This window comes from Aromatoleum diolicum (assembly GCF_012910955.1).
In the GTDB taxonomy this organism is placed as follows: domain Bacteria; phylum Pseudomonadota; class Gammaproteobacteria; order Burkholderiales; family Rhodocyclaceae; genus Aromatoleum; species Aromatoleum diolicum.
The window spans coordinates 126,403-144,343 of the sequence record NZ_WTVQ01000006.1 but is presented as its reverse complement, the minus strand read 5'-3'; the positions used below and the strand labels follow the sequence as shown (position 1 = coordinate 144,343).

The window sequence follows — 17,941 nt, the reverse complement described above, 5'->3', positions numbered from 1 at the left end:
GGAAGACAACAACCATGACACTGATCAGAGAACTGATTGCGATCCCGGAGCAGGTGCATCAGGGCGACTTCGTCCTGAAGCTGGCCGACGGCGTGGCGCATGCCGAAGCGACGCTGCGCGACTACGTCGTGACGACGCAACTCAACGCCTGCTTCAACGACGCGCTGACCTTCATCAAGCAGTCGGTCCAGGGGGGCACCAGCAAGGCGGCGTATCTGCATGGCAGTTTCGGCTCCGGCAAGAGCCACTTCATGGCAGTTCTCAACCTGCTGCTCGACAACAATGTGTCGGCGCGGTCGATGCCCGAGCTGGCCAACGTCGTCGCCCAGCACAACGGTTGGACGCAGGACCGCAAATTCCTGCTCGTGCCGTATCACATGATCGGCGCGCGCAGTATGGAGTCGGCGATCCTCGGCGGCTACGCCGAGTTCGTGCGCAAGCGGCATCCGGATGCGCCGATCCCGGGTTTCTATCTTTCGGAGCGCCTGTTCGAGGATGCGGTGCGTATGCGCAATCGCATCGGCGATGAGGCCTTCTTCCGTGACCTGAACGAAGGCTCGGACGCCGGCGGCGGCGACGACAGCGGCTGGGGTGACCTGAGCGGTGGCTGGGACGCCGCGAGCTTCGAAGCCGCGATGCTGGAGCCGCCGAGCGGCGACGACCGTGTGCGCCTGGTCGGTGACCTGATCAGCCGCTACTTCACGGCCATCGCCGACGTGGCCGAGAGCCGCGGCGAGGCCTTCGTGCCACTCGACGATGGCCTCAGCATCATGAGCCGCCACGCCAAGGCGCTCGGCTACGACGCGGTGATCCTGTTCCTCGACGAGCTGATCCTGTGGCTGGCCAGCCGGGCAGCCGATGTGAGCTTTGTCAGCAGCGAGGGCACCAAGCTCGTCAAACTAGTCGAGGCCGGCAACGCCGACCGCCCGATTCCCTTGGTCAGCTTTGTCGCGCGACAGCGCGACCTGCGCGAACTGGTGGGCGAGAACCTCGCCGGCTCGCTGCAATTGCAGTTCAGCGACGTGCTGCGCCACTGGGAGGCACGCTTCCATCGCATCACGCTGGAAGACCGCAACCTGCCAGCGATCGCCGAGAAGCGGGTCCTCCGACCAACTTCCGAAGCGGCGCGGCAGACGCTGGGCAACGCCTTCGATGAATTCCAGAAGGTCAGGCCCGAGGTCTGGAATACGCTGCTGACGGAGACCGCCGACAAGGAGATGTTCCGCAAGGTCTACCCGTTCAGCCCTGCGCTGGTGCAGACCCTGATCGCTGTATCGGCGGCCTTGCAGCGCGAGCGCACGGCCTTGAAGCTGATGCTGCAGCTCCTGGTGGATCGGCGTGACGACCTGGAACTGGGCCAAATCATTCCGGTCGGCGACTTGTTCGACGTGATCGCCGACGGCGATGAGCCCTTCTCGGAGGCGATGCGCATTCACTTCGACAACGCCAAGCGGCTCTACAAGCAGAAGCTGCTGCCGCATCTGGAGCGGCAGCATGGCGTGACCTGGGAGAACATCCGCATCGGCGATGCCGACCCGGCCAAGGCCCGGGCGCTGCGCAACGATGCGCGGCTGATCAAGACGCTGCTGCTGAGCGCGCTGGTGCCCGAAGTCGATTCGTTGAAAGCCCTGACGGCGCAACGTCTGGCCGCACTGAACCATGGCACGATCCGCTCGCCTATCCCTGGTCGCGAGACCCAGGACGTACTGCGCAAGTGCAAGGAGTGGGCAGCCGACATCGGCGAGATCAAGGTCACCGACGACACCAACTCCCTGATCTCGATCCAGGTCACCGGCGTCGATATCGAGCCCATCGTGCGCGGGCCGGCCGCCTCCAGCGACAACCCCGGCAACCGGCGGCGCCGTGTGCGCGAGATGCTGTTCGAGCAACTCGGCGTCACCGACACCAATGACCTGTTCGCCACCTACCCGGTGCTGTGGCGTGGGACGAAGCGCGAGGTCGAGGTGCTGTTCGAGAACGTCCGCGAGATGTCGGACGAAAAGCTGCGCGGGCGCCCGGGCACCTGGACGGTGGTCATTGACTTCCCGTTCGACGACCCGAGGTTCACCCCGGCAGACGACCTTGCCCGTCTGGCCGACTATCGCGGCGACGACACACAGACGTTGGTGTGGATGCCGTCGTTCTTCAGCGCCAAGGCGCAGCATGACCTGGGACGTCTGGTGGTGCTGGACTACATCCTGACCGGGGAGCGCTTCAACGAACTGGCTGCCCACCTGGCGCTGGTCGATCGCGGGCCGGCACAGGCGCTGCTGCGCAACCAGCGTGACCAGTTGCAGCAGCGGGTTCGGCAGTACCTGGAGGTGGCCTACGGCATCGCCGGCGACTCGCGCGACGCCGTGGTGAACCCGATGGCGCCCGAAGATCAGTTCCGTTCGCTGGACCAGACGCTGACACCTCTGCCGCCCGTAGGGGCGAACCTGAAATCGGCGTTCGAAGCCTTGCTCGACCAGCTCTTCAGGCACCAATTTCCGGCGCATCCGGTCTTCGACGCCGAGGTTAAGCCTGTCGCGGTGAAGAAGGTCTGGCCGGAACTGGAGCGTGCCATCGGCACCGCCGACGGCCGCGCCCCGGTCGGGGATCGTGTAGTGCGACAACTGATCCGCTCGATCGCCGACCCGGTGCAGCTGGGCAAGACCGGCGAAACCCACTTCGTGCTCGGGGACCATTGGCGCTCGCACTTCCTCCGCGAGCAGGCCAAAGAGGGAGCCCCGATCACGGTCGCCAATCTGCGCAAGTGGATGGACCAACCGCTGGCGATGGGGCTGCCGGCCGAAGCGCAGAACCTGATCATCCTCAGCTTCGCCGGCCAGACCAACCGCAGCTTCGTGCGCGGCAATGCCCCCTACATGCCAAGCATCGACCAGATGCCAGACGACCTGGAACTGCGCGAGCAGACGCTGCCCGAACCCGGCGACTGGGAGGCCGCCTGCAAACGTGCCGCCGCGCTGTTCGGGTTGACGATTCCTACATCGCGTAACGCCGGCAACGTCGCCAAGCTGGTCGAGGAAGTTCAGGCCAAGGCGCGTGAGGCGCGGGACCCGATAGGCAGCCTGGTCAAGACGCTGAACGAAAAGTCGGCCTTGTTCCCGGCTGCCGGCGACAATCATCGTCTGCAAACGGCACGTTCGGCGCTGGCCTTGCTAGCCGGGCTGTTGAGTGCCGAAGGCGCGGCGGTCGTCACGACCCTTGCCGGCGCGACGATCGAGTCCTCCGAGGTCGCCATGCGCCAGACGCTGGTCAAGGCACGCGAACTGGATGAAGCGGTTCGCAACGGAGCCTGGGACATCTTCGAGGCGATGAAGGCGCTGACCGACGAGCGGCAAGCCGCGGCGCGGGCGATCGTCGCCAAGGTGTGCGAGACGCTGGCTGCCGATGAGCATGCGATTGGGCTGAAGGCGGCGCTCGATGACCAGCGCATCAAGGCCGTGCGCTTGCTGACCGTGGCGCCGCCACCGCCACCGACGCCTCCCGGGCCGGTGACGCCGCCGCTGCCCCCGACAGAGCCGACGCCGGTTTCACCCGGCCGGCCGGCGCCCAAGCCGCCGGTGATCGTCCAGGAATCCGCTGCGGCTGATCTTGAAAGCACTCAGGCGTTGGCGCTGCTCGATGATCTGCACGCCCAACTCGACAAGGACACGGACCTGCGCCTGTCAATCTCGTGGCGGCTCGAGAAGCCGGGGAGCAGCAAGTGACCGTTGCCGCCGGGCCTTTGTCCTTGCCGCAGATCGAGGCGCAGGCGCTCGCGGTGCTGGACCGCGCCAGCGACGCCAAGGTCATAGCCATTCAGGCCAGGGCCCAGGCGGCATGGCCGGATGCCATCAACCTGTCGGGCCGACCGTTCCGGCTGCGCTGGTGCGAAAGTCCGTTGATGGCCCGCGAGGCGCTGTCGGCGCTGGAGGATGTGTCTGACGAGCAGGCGAGTCCGGGGCTCATCCTGCTGACGCCGCTGTCCGCGCGCGACTTGGGCGGCGACGTCGTGGCGCGGCTGGCTCGGGCTCAGGTGTTTCAGCCTGACGCCTGGGGCATGGTCCAGCAACTCTTCAAGGCGCGCGAGATCGATGCGCGACTCAGCCGCTTCCGCTGGATGGCCCAATTGCTCGTTGAGCGGGCGAGCATGGGCGCCTATCCGCCCGTGCCCAACGGCTTCCTCGACATGGACACGGCTTGGCGCCACATTCTCGGCCGTTGCTTGAGCCTGGACGCATCGAAGCCGGACGCCGCGATGCTGTTGAACTGGTCTCTGGGCGCCGACTCGGCCAGGCTCTTTGGCGATCTGCCCGATCCAGCCAGACTGCAGATCGCGGCCTGGCTTGGCGACTCGGCAGGGGCGGTGGGCACGCTTGTGATGCGCTGCGTGACGGCCGGCAACACGCAGGACACCGTCCCGCTCGGATTGGTGTGCAGCGTGGTGTTGTCGGCTCAGGGCGAAGGCGTGCACGACCTGGCCGCTGCTGCGATACGCCTCGAACGCTTCATGGGCGACAAGCGAATCGGCATCGGCGAGGGACGTCTTTGGGCCAACGACGCAGCGAATTGTCTGAAGTCCTTGACGCCAGCCCTGCGTCACGAGGTGATCGAACGCGCCGAGTTGCTGCTGCGCGAGCTCCATGTCGATGCCTACGCCCACCTGAGCGATGTACTTCCGCTCGGCCTGGAGCAACGGCTCGGGCTGCTCGCGGAGGCGCTCAAGGCATTCATCGCCGAGCCATCGACGGCACAGCTTCAGGCCATCGAACGGGCGGCCGATTCGGTGGCGCGCCATGCGCATGCCGACCCGGCAAGCACGCGCATGCTTCGGGTGAAGATGGCGGTTCGTCTGTGTCGATGGATGATGGCCGACCGACCCCAGAGCAAGGGGCGAGGCGGACGTCAGGCAACAGGGTTCGCTGAGCTCGCGCAACTGTATGCCCGCGAAGGAGCCTTCGTCGATTGGGCACGATTCAAGCTGATCGGCGGCGACGACTTGCCAGGTCTTTCTTCGGCCTTCGTCGCCCTGCGCGACGCGGCGCGCAAGAAGGCCGATGCATTCAATCAAACCTTCGCCCAAGCGTTGCAGGTCTGGAACCGCGAGCCCCGGGCGGAGGCCGCGTACATGCCGGTGGAGGCGATTGTCGAGCGCTTGCTTGCTCCGCTGGCGCAGCAGGCACCGGTCCTGTTGCTGGTGGCGGACGGCCTGAGTTACAGCATCTTCCGGGAGCTTTGCGAGGACCTTGAGGCCCTGGGCTGGGACGAGCACGTTGCCGGTCCAACGCCGTCGCTTGCGGTCGGTATCGCGGCGCTGCCGACGATCACCGAAGTGAGCCGCACCAGCCTGTTGTCGGGCCGCTTGGTGGTCGGCGCAGCGGCGCAGGAGAAGACAGCATTCGCGACACATCCAGCACTTGTTGGCGTTTCACGTGCAGGCACGGCGCCGATCGTATTCCACAAAGGTGATATCGCTGACGCTGAAGGTCTGTCATCGACGGTTCGTGATGCGATCGCATCGATGCAGCAGCAGGTCGTGGCCGTGGTCTACAACGCCGTGGATGACCACCTCAGTGGCTCGAACCAGATTCAGGTGCGCTGGACGATTGACGACCTGCGCCTGCTCGGGCCGTTGCTGAGCGAAGCACGCCGGGCACGACGTGTGGTGATCGTCACCGCCGACCATGGACATGTGATCGACGACGGCACGGTGCAGTGTGGCCAGGGGGAGGGTGACCGCTGGCGACTGCCATCGGGCACGTCGGACGGGAGCGAACTGGTCTTCGAGGGCGGCCGAGTGAAAACGGCGTCTGGCAACGCGGTAGTTTGCGCGTGGTCGGAGGGCGTGCGACACGGGGCCAAGAAAAACGGCTATCACGGCGGCGTGTCGGCGCAGGAGGTTGTCGTACCGCTGAGCGTGTTTACGCCGCGGAATATGGCGCTGAAGGGCTGGCAGGTCGCGGCAGCGCCGCAGCCGGACTGGTGGGCGCCGCTGGAGGTCGCATCGCCGGCAGAGGCCGCTGAAACGCCGATGCTTCCCAAGAAGCCGCCGAAAGCGAAACCGCTGACTGCACCTACACCGCAGACCGATCTGTTCGGCGGAACGCTGCCCGTCGCGGCGCCCGTGCCCGGAGTGCACTGGATCGACGCCCTCCAGGCGTCGCCTGCCTACACGGCGCAAAAGGCACTGGCGGCGCGCGTGGCGCCTGCCGATGCCGACGTGCGCTCCTTGCTGGAGGCGTTGGCGGCTCGCGGCGGGAAGCTTTCCAAAGCGGCGCTTGCACAGCGCTTGAGCATGCCCGCAATGCGTATCAGCGGCTTCGTCAACGCAGCCAAGCGCGTGCTCAACGTCGACCAAGCGGCGGTACTGGTCCTCGACGAGACGGCGGGTACGGTGGAGTTGAACCGTGAGCTGCTAGCGCGGCAGTTTCTGTGACGGTGCGATGAGATGCCAAGTCATGGTGACGATTGCCAGTAATTTCGGCCATAAATTGACGACGATGCGGAGACAATTTAGACGGCGGGCACAGAAGCAAGAGCGACCGGGGAGGCACGGGTGCGATCAGTAGCAATCATCGGCAGTTTTCGTCGCCACAACGATCCAATCCAGAAAGCATGTGCAGATTTGCGCGTGGCGGGTCTAATGGTCACATCGCCCCAAGGTGACGTGATAGTGAATCATGGGGACGAGTTCGTCCGATTTAGGCAGGATGACGTCAACCGAACCAATGCTCAGATTCAATTGGTCGCTCTTCACAGAATTTTCCGCGCGGACGTGACATATGTTGTTGCGCCGGGAGGTTATGTGGGTAAGACAACTTGTTACGAAATTGGTCGGCTTGTACAGGCTCAGAGACCAATATATTTCAGTGAACATCCAGATGATTTGCCAGTCGAAATTCCTCCAAGGGTAATCATGCCATTGGAAGAATTCATCTCAAATATCGCCAATCCAGAATGGGTTCCGAAGTGGGCATTTGATAGTGGAGACGCAGCCTGCTGCGTAATGGAGCGAGAGCTGATCGACGGAGATTTTCGGAATGAGTAAAGGGCTGGTTTCCAATCTCACGACGAATCGCCGAATCGTTCTCATTGGCAGTATGGGCGTTTATGAAAAAATTTTGTCGCTCGCTGAGTATCTAAACGTCTTGGGGATCAATACTATTGTTCCTGAGGCAGAGGGGGGCGCTGTCCAGCAACTTTCTCTCTTCGATTTTGAATCCTTCAAGCGACGCGTATCCTTTGCATATTTGCGAAAAATTCGCGATCCAAGGACATATTGCGTCTTCGCTATTAACCAAGATTTACATGGGATCCCTGACTATATCGGACCAAACACCTTTGCTGAGATTGCAGTTGCTTTTGCGCAGTCTAAGAAGATATATCTATATCAAAGCATGCCTGAGGCGTATTGCGAAGAATTGTCGGCGTGGCGAGGTATTCCACTTAAAGGAAACTTGGATAAGCTAATTGCTGATTTCCGTAGTGACTGCATGGTTGAAAATGCCCAGTTGAGATTGCTCGACTAAGCATATGGAAGCTCCGCCACCATTGCTTAAGGCCCTCTTCTTGCATTTTTTCGATATTCACTTCATCGAAGAAAAGGGGCGAGCTGTTGAAACGCCGCAGTTCTTTGCAGAAATGCGATTAGCGACTCGAATTGCTGTTTCGGCAGCGGAACATGTATATGTTCCAGCAGCATCGTATTTTGAGTCGCCATTGTGCCAACACATAATTGGCGAACTAGATGAGCTATGCAATTTGGGGTTTATTCGACTCGTAGGAAGTTCACCGAGTTTGAAGCAATTCGTTCTCGAACATTCCGATACCGCAATGTACCGGTCTGACAGCTTGCAGCACATGAGCTATGCCGCATGGCGTGACACTGGGAGCCTCGCGTACTTGCAGCGAGAACGTAGCGCAACTAAGGATATCAATTCGGATTGGGCGCATATTGTCGGTTCGGGCATATTGCAGCGTCGTTTGCGTGACGCGACTAACACCCCGATATTGAATATTGAGAGACGTCTTGATCGCGTGCCGCAGGAGTTGGCAGGGCAGGCCTTTATTCCCGAGTACGTTTTCGAGATCTTGGATATTCCAGAGGATCTAGATGTCGTGCGGTCAAGGGTGCGAAACGTCATAAACGAGGCGTATTTCTCAAGCTACACATCGGAGTTGGAGGCAGGGATACTGGTTAAGTTAAACCTGCTCGCCAGCACGTTGAATGCTACTTCATCTGCGGTAAGCCTGTCTTTCGGCAGCTTGCATCGGTTTCTGCTGGCGTCTGGTCGGTTAGCAGAGTTCTTAAACTGTGGTCCCGTTGATTTGATCAAGTTCTCTGCCGACCCGAACTGGCGGGTAGCAGTAAGCCACGCATCAATACCACCGGTGTCAATTGGGAGCAAAAGAGTGAGTGATCGACGATCGTATTCGGCGTTACTTATCGTCGCGGCTGACAGCGAACTAAGGGCAGTTCGGGCCGAGTTGGACGAGACCCTCGGCAAGTCGACGCCAGAACCTATAGATGCAGCAAAGTCAGACTATGTCTTGCAGTATCGAGACCCTGCTTTTGGTGCGACTTTGTTTCTTTCGGCGATGCCGTTCCAAGGAGAGGTTGAGGCGGTCAAGCACGTGATGCGGCTCCAAGCATCGCTTCAACCCTCGGTGACTTTGATGATAGGTATGTGCATGGGCATACCAGCGCGGCGCCTTGATATCGGGGCCGTCGTAATACCTAACGAGGTCACCTTGTTTGATCACCAGAGGTTAACGACTGAAGGAGTCAAGTTTCGGCCTCATGGAGATCGTGTTGTAAATGGAATTTTGAAACTGGCCCAGTTAGTCGCCTCTGGGGGTGAGGAACTTCCATATAAAGTCATTGTAAATAAGGGGATGGGAAGTGCAAGTGTCAAGATCGAAGATCCATCCTCCGCGCTGGTCAAGCATATAGAAGCTAACTTTCCGGACATTGAGGCTTTCGATATGGAAGCTGCGGGGTTTTATAGCGGCTCCGGTGATCTTCCATGCATCCTGATGAAATCCGTTGCTGATAACGGTGAGCCTCAGCCGAATCCTGAGGCGAAGCGCGACGTTCAGATGAGAGTTACACGCAATGCTGCAAATTTTGCCTTACGTCTTATACGGTCCCACGCGAAAAGCGAGGCAACGTCGGCGTCAAAGTGAAAAATGTCTCTGGATATGCAAATGCATGTCATTAGCGACGATCATCCGGGGAGATAGACAAGTGTTCGCGTTATTGGCTGCGGGCTCTCGCTGTTCAACTCAGTTGATCACCCCTAATTGCACCGTGAGGGTTTATAAGTGATCAGTCCGCAGCGCAGAGCCGAAGTCATCGAGGCCTTGAGGCGCGGCACGGTGCCCAAGGCTGGCCTGGATGCGCTGGCCGTGGGTTATGGCCGGCTACAGGGAACGCTCGACGACGAGTTGGGCGCCGTAGCAGCCGGTCGCGGTGCGTTCAAGGCTATCCGTGGTGAATACGGCTCGGGCAAGACCTTCTTCGGGCGTTGGCTGCAGGAGCGGGCTCGGGCGCGCGGCCTGGCGACCAGCGAAGTGCAGATCTCCGAAACCGAGACACCGCTGCATCGCCTGGAAACGGTGTACCGGCGGCTTGTCGAGCGCATCGCCACGGCGGACAGCGGAGAAGGCGCGTTCCGTGGCATCGTCGATGGCTGGTTCTACGCGCTGGAGCGCGACGTGCTGGAAGATACCAGCCTGGACCCGACGGACGAAGTGACCTTGCTCGCCAAGACCGAAGCGTTAATGGAGGCAAGGCTGGCCAGCGTGACCAAGGTCGCGCCGGCCTTCTCGGCCACGCTTCGCGCCTACCGCCGCGCGCTTCAGGCGAACGACAACGCCACCGCGGATGGGCTGATGGCTTGGCTCAGCGGCCAGCCGAATGTCGCGGCATCGATCCGTCGCTCGGCTGGGGTCAAGGGTGATATCGATCACTTCGGCGCCACCAACTTCCTGTCTGGGCTGCTGACCATGCTGCGCGACTCAGGGTACGGCGGTCTGCTGCTGGTCTTGGATGAAGTCGAGACCCTGCAACGCATGCGTGCCGACACGCGCGAGCGGGGACTGAACGCGCTGCGCCAGTGGATCGACGAAATCGACGCCGGCCATTTTCCAGGCCTATATCTGTTGATCACCGGTACGCAGGCCTTCTATGAGGGGGCTCAAGGCGTTCAGCGCCTCGCACCGCTGGCACAACGACTGCATGTCGATTTCGGCACAGACTCACGGTTCGACAACCCACGGGCGGTGCAGGTGCGCCTGCCGGCCTTCGGCCACGATTCGCTGCTCGAAGTTGGACGCAAGGTTCGGGACATCTTCGCCGACGGTGCCGTTGCCGGCGACCGGGTCCGCGCTTTGGTTGACGACGCCTATGTCGAGTCTCTGGCCAAGGCTGTCACCGGGAACCTGGGCGGCAAGGTCGGCGTCTCGCCCAGGTTGTTCCTGAAGAAGCTGGTCGCCGACGTGATGGATCGCGTCGACCAGTTCGAAGACTTCGACCCCCGAAAACACTATGCGCTGACGATCTCGGAGAGCGAGATGACCGCGCAGGAACGTGCGTCAGTCGGCGTGGGCTCGGTCGATGACATTGAGCTGTAAGCGACTAGACCCTCTGGGCGGTAGTGAGTGAGCGCAGAAGCCTTCGAGCGCCTGCACGGGGCGTTGCAGTACCACATCGTCAATTCGATGGGGTGGTCCGGCCTTCGCTCGACACAGGCCGATGCGGTAGCGCCGATCCTCGAAGGAAAACATTGCCTCATCCTCGCGCCGACGGCCGGCGGCAAGACCGAGGCGGCAATCATCCCCGTCCTGTCGCGCATGGCGACCGAGGAGTGGCCGGGGCCGAGCGTTCTGTACGTGTGCCCGATCAAAGCGCTGCTCAACAACCTTGAGTCAAGGCTGTCCCGCTATGCCGGCTTCGTCGGGAGGACAGTACAGGTGTGGCACGGTGATGTCGGGCAAGGTGCCAAGGCGCGGGCCAAGCGCTCGGCGCCGGACATCCTGCTGACCACACCGGAGTCCCTGGAAGGGATGCTGATTTCGACGAAGGTGGACCGCCCGTCGTGGTTCGGCAACGTCCGCGCCGTTATCGTCGATGAATTGCATGCGTTTGCGGGAGATGACCGCGGGTGGCACCTGCGTGCCGTGGTCAAGCGAATCGAGGCGTACGCCAAGCAGCCGATCCAGAGGATCGGGTTGTCGGCGACGGTAGGCAATCCGGATGAACTGCTGGATTGGTTTGCGGGATCGGGCGAGCGCCAGATCGTCGGCTCTTCGTCGGTCAGTACGGATGCTGATGTCACGATCGATCATGTTGGCTCGATGGCGAATGCCGCGACGGTGATCTCGCGGCTGCACCGTGGCTCGAAGCGCCTGGTCTTCTGCGACAGTCGCTCGAAGGTTGAGGAACTGGGAGTGGCGTTGCGCAGCCTGAACACCCGGACCTTCGTGTCGCATTCGTCCTTGAGCGCGTCCGAGCGAAAGCTTGCCGAGACCGCATTCGCCGAAGAGCAGGACTGCGTGATCGTCGCTACCAGTACGCTGGAGCTGGGTATCGATGTTGGCGACCTCGACTACGTGATCCAAATTGATTCGCCGAGCACGGTGTCGTCGTTCCTGCAGCGCATGGGGCGCACCGGCCGGCGAACAGGCAGCCGCCGAAATTGCCTGTTCCTGACAACGACCGACGAGGCCTTTCTACTCGCCTGCGCCATCACCACGCTGTGGCGCCAAAAGTATGTCGAGCACATCAGGCCGCCGCCGCTGCCGTGGCACATGGTGGCGCAGCAGATGATGGCGCTCGTGCTGGAGCGCCCCGGCCTGCCAGCCAAGGATGTTGTGGCCGTGGCACGAACACAGTTTCCTGATCTCGATCCGGAGACTGTGGTGACCGTGTTCGAATTTATGGCCGCCAAGGGCATCCTGTTCGTGAGCAGTGGCCTCGCCTCGATGGGCCCCGAAGGCGAGAAGCTGTTCGGGCGCGGCCATTTCCTTGACCTGCTATCCGCGTTCGCGAGCCCGATGGTGCTCGCAGCGCGACACGGCGCCACCGAGCTGGGTTACATCGACCCGATGGCTGTTCAACAGCAGAAGGATGGTCCGACCATCCTCCTGCTTGGCGGCCGAAGCTGGAAAGTGATTTCAGTCGATTGGTCCAAGCGCACGGTGTGGTTGGAGCCGACGGACGAGAAGGGCAAGTCGCGCTGGCTCGGAACGTCGCGCTGGTTGGGTTTCGAGGTCTGTCAGGCCATGCGTCGGGTGTTGTTGCAGGAGGGCGACGTGGAACTGGGGCTGTCGAAGCGGGGCACTCGCCAGCTCGACGAAGTCCGCGATTTGATCACCGCGCCCGAGCGCCAAGGATCGCTCCTGCTTGAGCATCTGCCATCGGGGCGGCATCGCTGGTGGACCTTTGCCGGCGGAGCGGTCAACAGTGCATTGGCGCTCCGCCTCGGTGAGATCGGAAGCACGCGGGTGGATGATCTGTGGGTGGAGACAAGCCCGGGCCTCTCCGTACCAATACTGCTTCAGCGTCCGGTCGAGCATTCGGCCATGGCCGCGTTTGCCGCGAGCCTGGCGCAGCGCACTGAGTTGAAATTCGCTGCTTGTCTTTGCTCTGACCTGGTGGCCGCAGTGGTTGTGGGCCGATCGATGGATGAAGTGAATCTACAACTACTCGTGCCGGGATAGTCGGCGCCGTGCCAGATCGTTATGTGGAGAAGGATGGGCGGTTATAATTCCGTACGCATGGAGTCGTAACCGCCATTTCATCTGCACTGGAAAGCGGAAATTGCCGCGTGAACTGATTCGGTGGATTACGGACAAAGGAAAATCTTGAAAAGCGCTCTCTTCGTCGATTTCGACAATGTCTATTCCGGCCTGCGCAAACTCGATCAGGCCATCGCAGACCGCTTTGCCCGTCAGCCGCTCGAGTGGATGAACTGGGTCGTGCAATCCCTGGAGTTGCCCGATCATGTTCCCGAGGACGCTCGAAGGCGCGTCTTGGTACGGCGTTGCTACCTGAATCCGCAGGCCTACCAGCGGTTCCGCCCATCCTTCAACTTGGCCGGTTTTGAAATCATCGATTGCCCGGCGCTGACGGGCGAGGGTAAGACCAGCACCGACATCCACATGGTGCTAGACATCATCGACCTGCTTCAACACGAAACTCGCTATGACGAATTTATCGTGTTCTCTGCGGATGCCGATTTCACCCCCGTACTGCGCAAGCTACGCCGGTGGGATAGGCGCACAACAGTGCTTGCGATCGGCTTCCCTTCTGCAGCCTACCGTGCCTCGGCCGATTTGCTAATCGACCAAGATGATTTTGTTCGCAGCGCACTTGGGTTCAAGGACGAGGAAGAAGTCCCCAAACCGGAAAGCGCTGCGTCTTCCCCATCGAAGGAACCAGACGACCCGGAGTTGGCGAATTCCGCGCGCCGCCTCGTTGAACAAGCCGTGGCGGAGTCCTCGGCCCCGGTGCCGCTGGCGAAGCTAGCCGCACGAATTTTATCGTCGGTGGGCGACATGGACGCGTCGACATGGGCCGGCTACGGCAGTTTCCGTGGACTCTTGGAGTCATGGAGTCTCGCACCACTCAAGATTACGACAAGCGGAGGCGGAACCATTTATGATCCGCGCCGCCATTCGCCACCCGCAGTTTCCACCGTTGCGCCATCAAGGTCACCGGACAAAGAACTCCACGACATCGTCGATCTTATCCGGCAAGAGGTCGCGAGATCATCCAGCTCGATTCCATGCAGCCGGCTGGCGAGCCTCGTCACCACTCAGCACGGCACGATCGCCGCGGACTGGAACGGGAAAGGCACGTTCCGCAAGTTTGTTGAGGCACTCGATCTGACGCCACTGGAATTCGATTGGGCATCCAGCGGAGGCGTCCTGCGCGATCCGCACCGCCATGCTGCCAGCTCAGGCCGCAGCATCAAGCCCATTAACGGGAATGCGGCACAATGGACCGACGACCAGGACCTTCTCCCAATCGCCTGCCAGATCCACGAAGTTTCCAGCGTGCCGCTTCTGAGCCCCAAGGACTATCGAGGCTTGTTTCGCATCATTGAACAGGACGTACGGGAACACCCTTTCGACTTAAAGGAAACCGGGAAACGCGTGCGCGATCGCCTCAGGGAAGGGGGCCACGGCGGCAGCCGACTCGACGTCAACTGGGTCCTCCGCGGCCTGCTGATGCGTGGGCACACGTTCGGCAAAGGCGAGGACGATGCCAAGAGCCTGAGCCTCAAGACCGCCAATAACGTCCGTTCGTTGTGCCTGCGCGAGCAGATGGTCCTCGACAAAACGATGGAGGGCGCGATCACACGCTGGTTCAGCGGCCAAATGTAACTGCAACACCTGCCTGCTGTCGGACAAAAGGGGGCATGACCGTTGGCAGTGGGCCGGCCACCAGACATGCGATTCGCCGCCCACTTCGGGCCAATCGACGAGAGAACGCCTGACCGGAGTGGTGCTGTTGCCGTCAGGGGGTCGATCCTTCGCACGACGCTTTGCCGAAATACGCGTCCGAAAATGCTGTCGGCGATAACGTTTTGCCGAGCAGGTAGCCCTGCACGACGTCGCAGCCCATCTTGCGTACCAGATCGTACTGGATCGCGGTCTCGACGCCTTCGACGATGACCTCAAGTTCCAGCTTGTGGGCGAGGGAGATGATGCCGCGGACGATAGCGGGGGCCGGGCCGGTATCGGCGAGGTCGGTGACGAAGCTGCGGTCGACCTTGAGGATGTCCACGGGCATGCGCTTCAGGTAGCTGAGCGAAGAGTAACCGGTGCCGAAATCATCGATCGCGACGTGCACGCCGAGGCGCTTGAGGCGGTCGAGGTTATCGATCGCGTTGGTCTGATGGTCCAACCACACGCTTTCGGTGATTTCGATGACGAGGTCGTCGGGTCGAAGGCGGCAGCGGTGGAGCACGTGTTCGACCGCTGCGGCTATGCTGCGATCCTGCAACTGCTCAGCGGAAAAATTGACCGCGACCCGCAAGTAATGGCCGGCCTCGCGCCAGATCTTCAGCTGCGCGCACGCCGTGTCGAGAACCCAGGCGCCGATCGGTCCGATGAGACCGATTTCCTCAGCGAGCGGGATGAATTCATTCGGACCGATCAGCCCGCGCACTGGGTGCTGCCACCGCACCAATGCTTCGGCGGCGACCATTCGGCCGGTCGCCGCGTCGCGCTCTGGCTGGTAATGGAGCACGAGCTCGCCGCGCTCGACGGCATGGCGCAGATCGTTTTCGAGCTGCAGGTGCTCCCGGGCTCTCGACTCCATTGCGCCTTCATAGAACATGAACCTGTGGTTTGTGCGTTTTGCGCGATACATCGCGCTCTCGGCATGGCGGAGCAGGGTACCGACGTCGGGGCCGTCGTACGGGTAGAAAGCGATCCCAATGCTTGTCGTGACGAAGAGGTCGTGGCCGTCGATCAGATAGGGCTTTGTGAGCTCGGTCGTGATTGCCTGCGTGACCGACGCGGCGACAGCCACCGAGCTCAAATCTTCGAGCAGCACGGCGAATTCGTCCCCGCCGAGGCGCGCGACGTAGGCCCCGGCGCTACGGGCGAGCCGGCGGCTGGCAATCTTTAGAAGGCGATCGCCGATTTCGTGTCCGAGCGTGTCATTGACGAACTTGAAGCGGTCGAGGTCGAGGAATAGCAGCGCGAACATCCGCGTGTCGCCCTGTGTGGGGTCAAGCTGCGCCTGCAACTTCTCTTGAAAGGCAGTGCGGTTTGGCAGGCCGGTGAGGCTGTCAGTGTAGGTGAGGTAGCGCACGTAGCGTTCGGCGCGGCTAAGATCGAGGGTGTGGCGCATGCGGTGCGCCAAGACGTTCGCGTGTAGTGGTTCTGTAATGCAGTCGCTTGCGCCGACCGCAAAGGCGTACGCGATCTGCTGGGCGTCGGGCGACGTAATCATCAGCACCGGCAGGTCCTCGCATTGCGGCAATACCTTAAGCTGCATGCAGGTCGCGAAGCCGTCGGTCCCGCTAGTAGCCGCGTCGAGTAGCAGAAGGTCGGGGCGGGTGCGCGTGATGCGCGCGATTGCCGAAGCTCCGCTGTCGGCCTCGTCAATGACGAAGCCATTCCGTTCAAGTGCGTCGCGCAGCCCCGAGCGAATGCGTTCCTTGTCGCGGACGACGAGCACACGTGGTTTCGTCCGTTCCTCGGGGAGTCTGTCCGCCTCGGTACATTGGTCACCCTCGAGCAGCCCGGCGGTTGGGGCGTCTCGGTGGTCGGCGTTCTCGAGGGGAAGGTTGGATGTCGTATGCATGATGTTTCTCCATCGTGTTTTTCTCGCCTGCTTATGGCCTATTGCCCTTGCCGTTCAGGAATTTCTTGGCGCCGAAGGGCCGAAGCCGCAACGCAGCCTTGAGCTACGCGCGAGCAGGGGCAACGAGGAGGACGCACACGACGGGCGGCGAGTAACCCGGTTCATGCGTCGAAGCGGTGAGGCGCCGACAAGGCGAGCAACGTTTTCGGGGTTCTGAAACGCGAATTCGGCGGAGCAACGTCCACGACGAACGCATGGATTTGCGATGCGGAGGAGCAGAGTGCCGGGAGCAATGAGGTTGAGCGGCGCAGTGCGTGGCTCAACGATGAGCAAAGACGACGACGCGGGGGGCGAGGACGCAACGCATCAGGCCGTCGCTGCGCGCACAAGTCGGAAACTGTGCCTTTTGCTGGAAGAAATGTACCCTTTGGAGGGTACGTCGGCAAGAGCCTTGCCGCTTGCTGCGAAAGCAGCGAGTTACTGTCGGTGAATGAGAAGGCGCCGTGAGTAGGGCCTATGCTTCGGCGCAACAGCAGCTCTGCAGTCCCAAGGGCGACAGCGGCCGCGAACGTCGGTTTCTAATGCACATTGCCTAAGGTTCTGTGGAATTCACCAGGTGAGGGGCGCCCAGTCGCCGCTCATGACTCGATGCGAGTCACCTCCGTCCGGGGGCTCACGAGCGCCGTCGTCAAGATCTTCCCGATCGGTGGATGGAATACGAGAACCCCAGGCCGGAGGCCGTACCAGTTGCAGGGGCTGACTGGTCTTGCGGCTTCGAAGAGAAGGTGAAACCACGACGTCTCTACATATTGTGGCTCATACCAAGGGGCTTTCCAAGCTTGACGTACTCCACAACGGGCTTCGATTTGCCGGGGAACAGGGTGACCGGCCGGACAATTTAGACTGGCACTGAAACAGGGAAGGGTAAGTGATTCGCGTAATCATGTGACGGTTGGCAGCCAAATGGGGCGTGCGACGAAGCCCCGGGTTGGCCAGCCTGCCACCGCCCAATCCGGCCGCTCACGCGGGCTCCGTTACTCGCCAGCGCTGAACGCCGAAAGGGCCTCCGACCGATTTGTCGGCTTGGCGCGGTTCCTGACTCGTGTTCGCAAACTCACTGACCTTCAACTTGAGTTTCTGGCTCGGGTGAAACGTCACGACGCGGCGCGCGGTCACCCGTGCCGTTTCACCGGTCTTCGGGTTGCGGCCCGGACGCTCGGGCTTCTCGCGCAGTTGAAATCCGCCGAAGCCCGACAGCTTGACGTCCTCGCCAGCCTCGAGCGAAGCGCAGATTTCCTCGAAAAAAGCCTCGACCATCTCCAAGGCTTCCCGTTTGTTCAGTCCGACGTTGTCGACAACCGCTTGGACGATTTCTGCTTTTGTTAGCGCCATATTTTTGTCTTCTTATCCTAGCCTGACCGCAGCGGTTGGGCGGCTGTCGCCTAAAGCGCCACTGTCTCGAACTCGGGCTGATATAGCACTTTTCCCACAGCGAGGTAAAGCAACTGACCACTGGGCAACGAAGGGCGGCCTCGTGCCGTGTCGTCGTTGGCCCGTTCCCTTAGTCAGACTCAGCGATAAGTATTCATTCGGGCGGAGTGATGAGCATGCTTCGCGATATGGCGCTGCTCA

General features: G+C 61.4%; 10 protein-coding genes. 8 read left to right on the top strand and 2 right to left on the bottom strand.

Features of this window, described 5'->3' with window-relative positions; all coding sequences use genetic code 11:
* Positions 1-14 precede the first annotated feature (14 nt).
* The 8 genes from GPA25_RS05620 (at position 15) to GPA25_RS05585 (ending at position 14,376) form a co-directional block, all read left to right on the top strand.
* The gene (locus GPA25_RS05620; protein ID WP_169259375.1) at positions 15-3,713 is read left to right on the top strand and encodes a BREX-2 system ATPase PglY family protein; all 3,699 of its coding nucleotides are present in this window, start codon (positions 15-17) and stop codon (positions 3,711-3,713) included.
* Entirely contained in the window at positions 3,710-6,421 is a 2,712-nt protein-coding gene (gene pglZ / locus GPA25_RS05615) for a BREX-2 system phosphatase PglZ (protein ID WP_211162962.1), read from the top strand. Before GPA25_RS05620 ends, pglZ begins: the two co-directional genes overlap by 4 nt.
* A 120-nt stretch (positions 6,422-6,541) precedes the next feature.
* Complete coding sequence (locus GPA25_RS05610; protein WP_169259374.1) at positions 6,542-7,033, top strand: hypothetical protein; 492 nt, start codon at positions 6,542-6,544, stop codon at positions 7,031-7,033.
* A complete protein-coding gene (locus tag GPA25_RS05605) occupies positions 7,026-7,514 on the top strand; it encodes a hypothetical protein (protein ID WP_169259373.1) in 489 nt (162 codons plus the stop codon). The genes GPA25_RS05610 and GPA25_RS05605 overlap by 8 nt, the downstream gene beginning before the upstream one ends.
* 4 nt (positions 7,515-7,518) lie before the next feature.
* Positions 7,519-9,171 carry a hypothetical protein gene (locus GPA25_RS05600; RefSeq protein ID WP_169259372.1) on the top strand — a complete coding sequence of 551 codons (1,653 nt, stop codon included), beginning with the start codon at positions 7,519-7,521 and terminating at the stop codon, positions 9,169-9,171.
* Positions 9,172-9,309: 138 nt separating this feature from the next.
* Positions 9,310-10,620, top strand: a complete 1,311-nt coding sequence (gene brxD / locus GPA25_RS05595) for a BREX system ATP-binding protein BrxD (RefSeq protein ID WP_169259371.1) — start codon at positions 9,310-9,312, stop codon at positions 10,618-10,620.
* Positions 10,621-10,647: 27 nt separating this feature from the next.
* The gene (locus GPA25_RS05590) at positions 10,648-12,708 is read left to right on the top strand and encodes a DEAD/DEAH box helicase (RefSeq protein ID WP_343034845.1); all 2,061 of its coding nucleotides are present in this window, start codon (positions 10,648-10,650) and stop codon (positions 12,706-12,708) included.
* Between the two features lie 144 nt (positions 12,709-12,852).
* Positions 12,853-14,376, top strand: coding sequence for an NYN domain-containing protein (locus GPA25_RS05585; RefSeq protein WP_169259370.1), 1,524 nt, complete (start codon positions 12,853-12,855; stop codon positions 14,374-14,376).
* A 133-nt stretch (positions 14,377-14,509) separates the two neighbouring features.
* Here the strand turns inward: GPA25_RS05585 and GPA25_RS05580 are convergent, their stop codons facing one another.
* Positions 14,510-16,309, bottom strand: a complete 1,800-nt coding sequence (locus GPA25_RS05580; protein WP_169259369.1) for a putative bifunctional diguanylate cyclase/phosphodiesterase — start codon at positions 16,307-16,309, stop codon at positions 14,510-14,512.
* Between the two features lie 1,020 nt (positions 16,310-17,329).
* Positions 17,330-17,701 carry an integration host factor subunit alpha gene (locus tag GPA25_RS05575; protein WP_169259368.1) on the bottom strand — a complete coding sequence of 124 codons (372 nt, stop codon included), beginning with the start codon at positions 17,699-17,701 and terminating at the stop codon, positions 17,330-17,332.
* Between the last annotated feature and the right edge of the window lie 240 nt (positions 17,702-17,941).

Bases quoted from the DNA above. Each gene is read 5' to 3' on its own strand.
- GPA25_RS05620 (WP_169259375.1), top strand. From the start codon at position 15: ATGACACTGATCAGAGAACTGATTGCGATCCCGGAGCAGGTGCATCAG.
- GPA25_RS05605 (WP_169259373.1), top strand. From the start codon at position 7,026: ATGAGTAAAGGGCTGGTTTCCAATCTCACGACGAATCGCCGAATCGTT.
- GPA25_RS05600 (WP_169259372.1), top strand. From the start codon at position 7,519: ATGGAAGCTCCGCCACCATTGCTTAAGGCCCTCTTCTTGCATTTTTTC.
- GPA25_RS05580 (WP_169259369.1), bottom strand. From the start codon at position 16,309: ATGCATACGACATCCAACCTTCCCCTCGAGAACGCCGACCACCGAGAC.
- GPA25_RS05575 (WP_169259368.1), bottom strand. From the start codon at position 17,701: ATGGCGCTAACAAAAGCAGAAATCGTCCAAGCGGTTGTCGACAACGTC.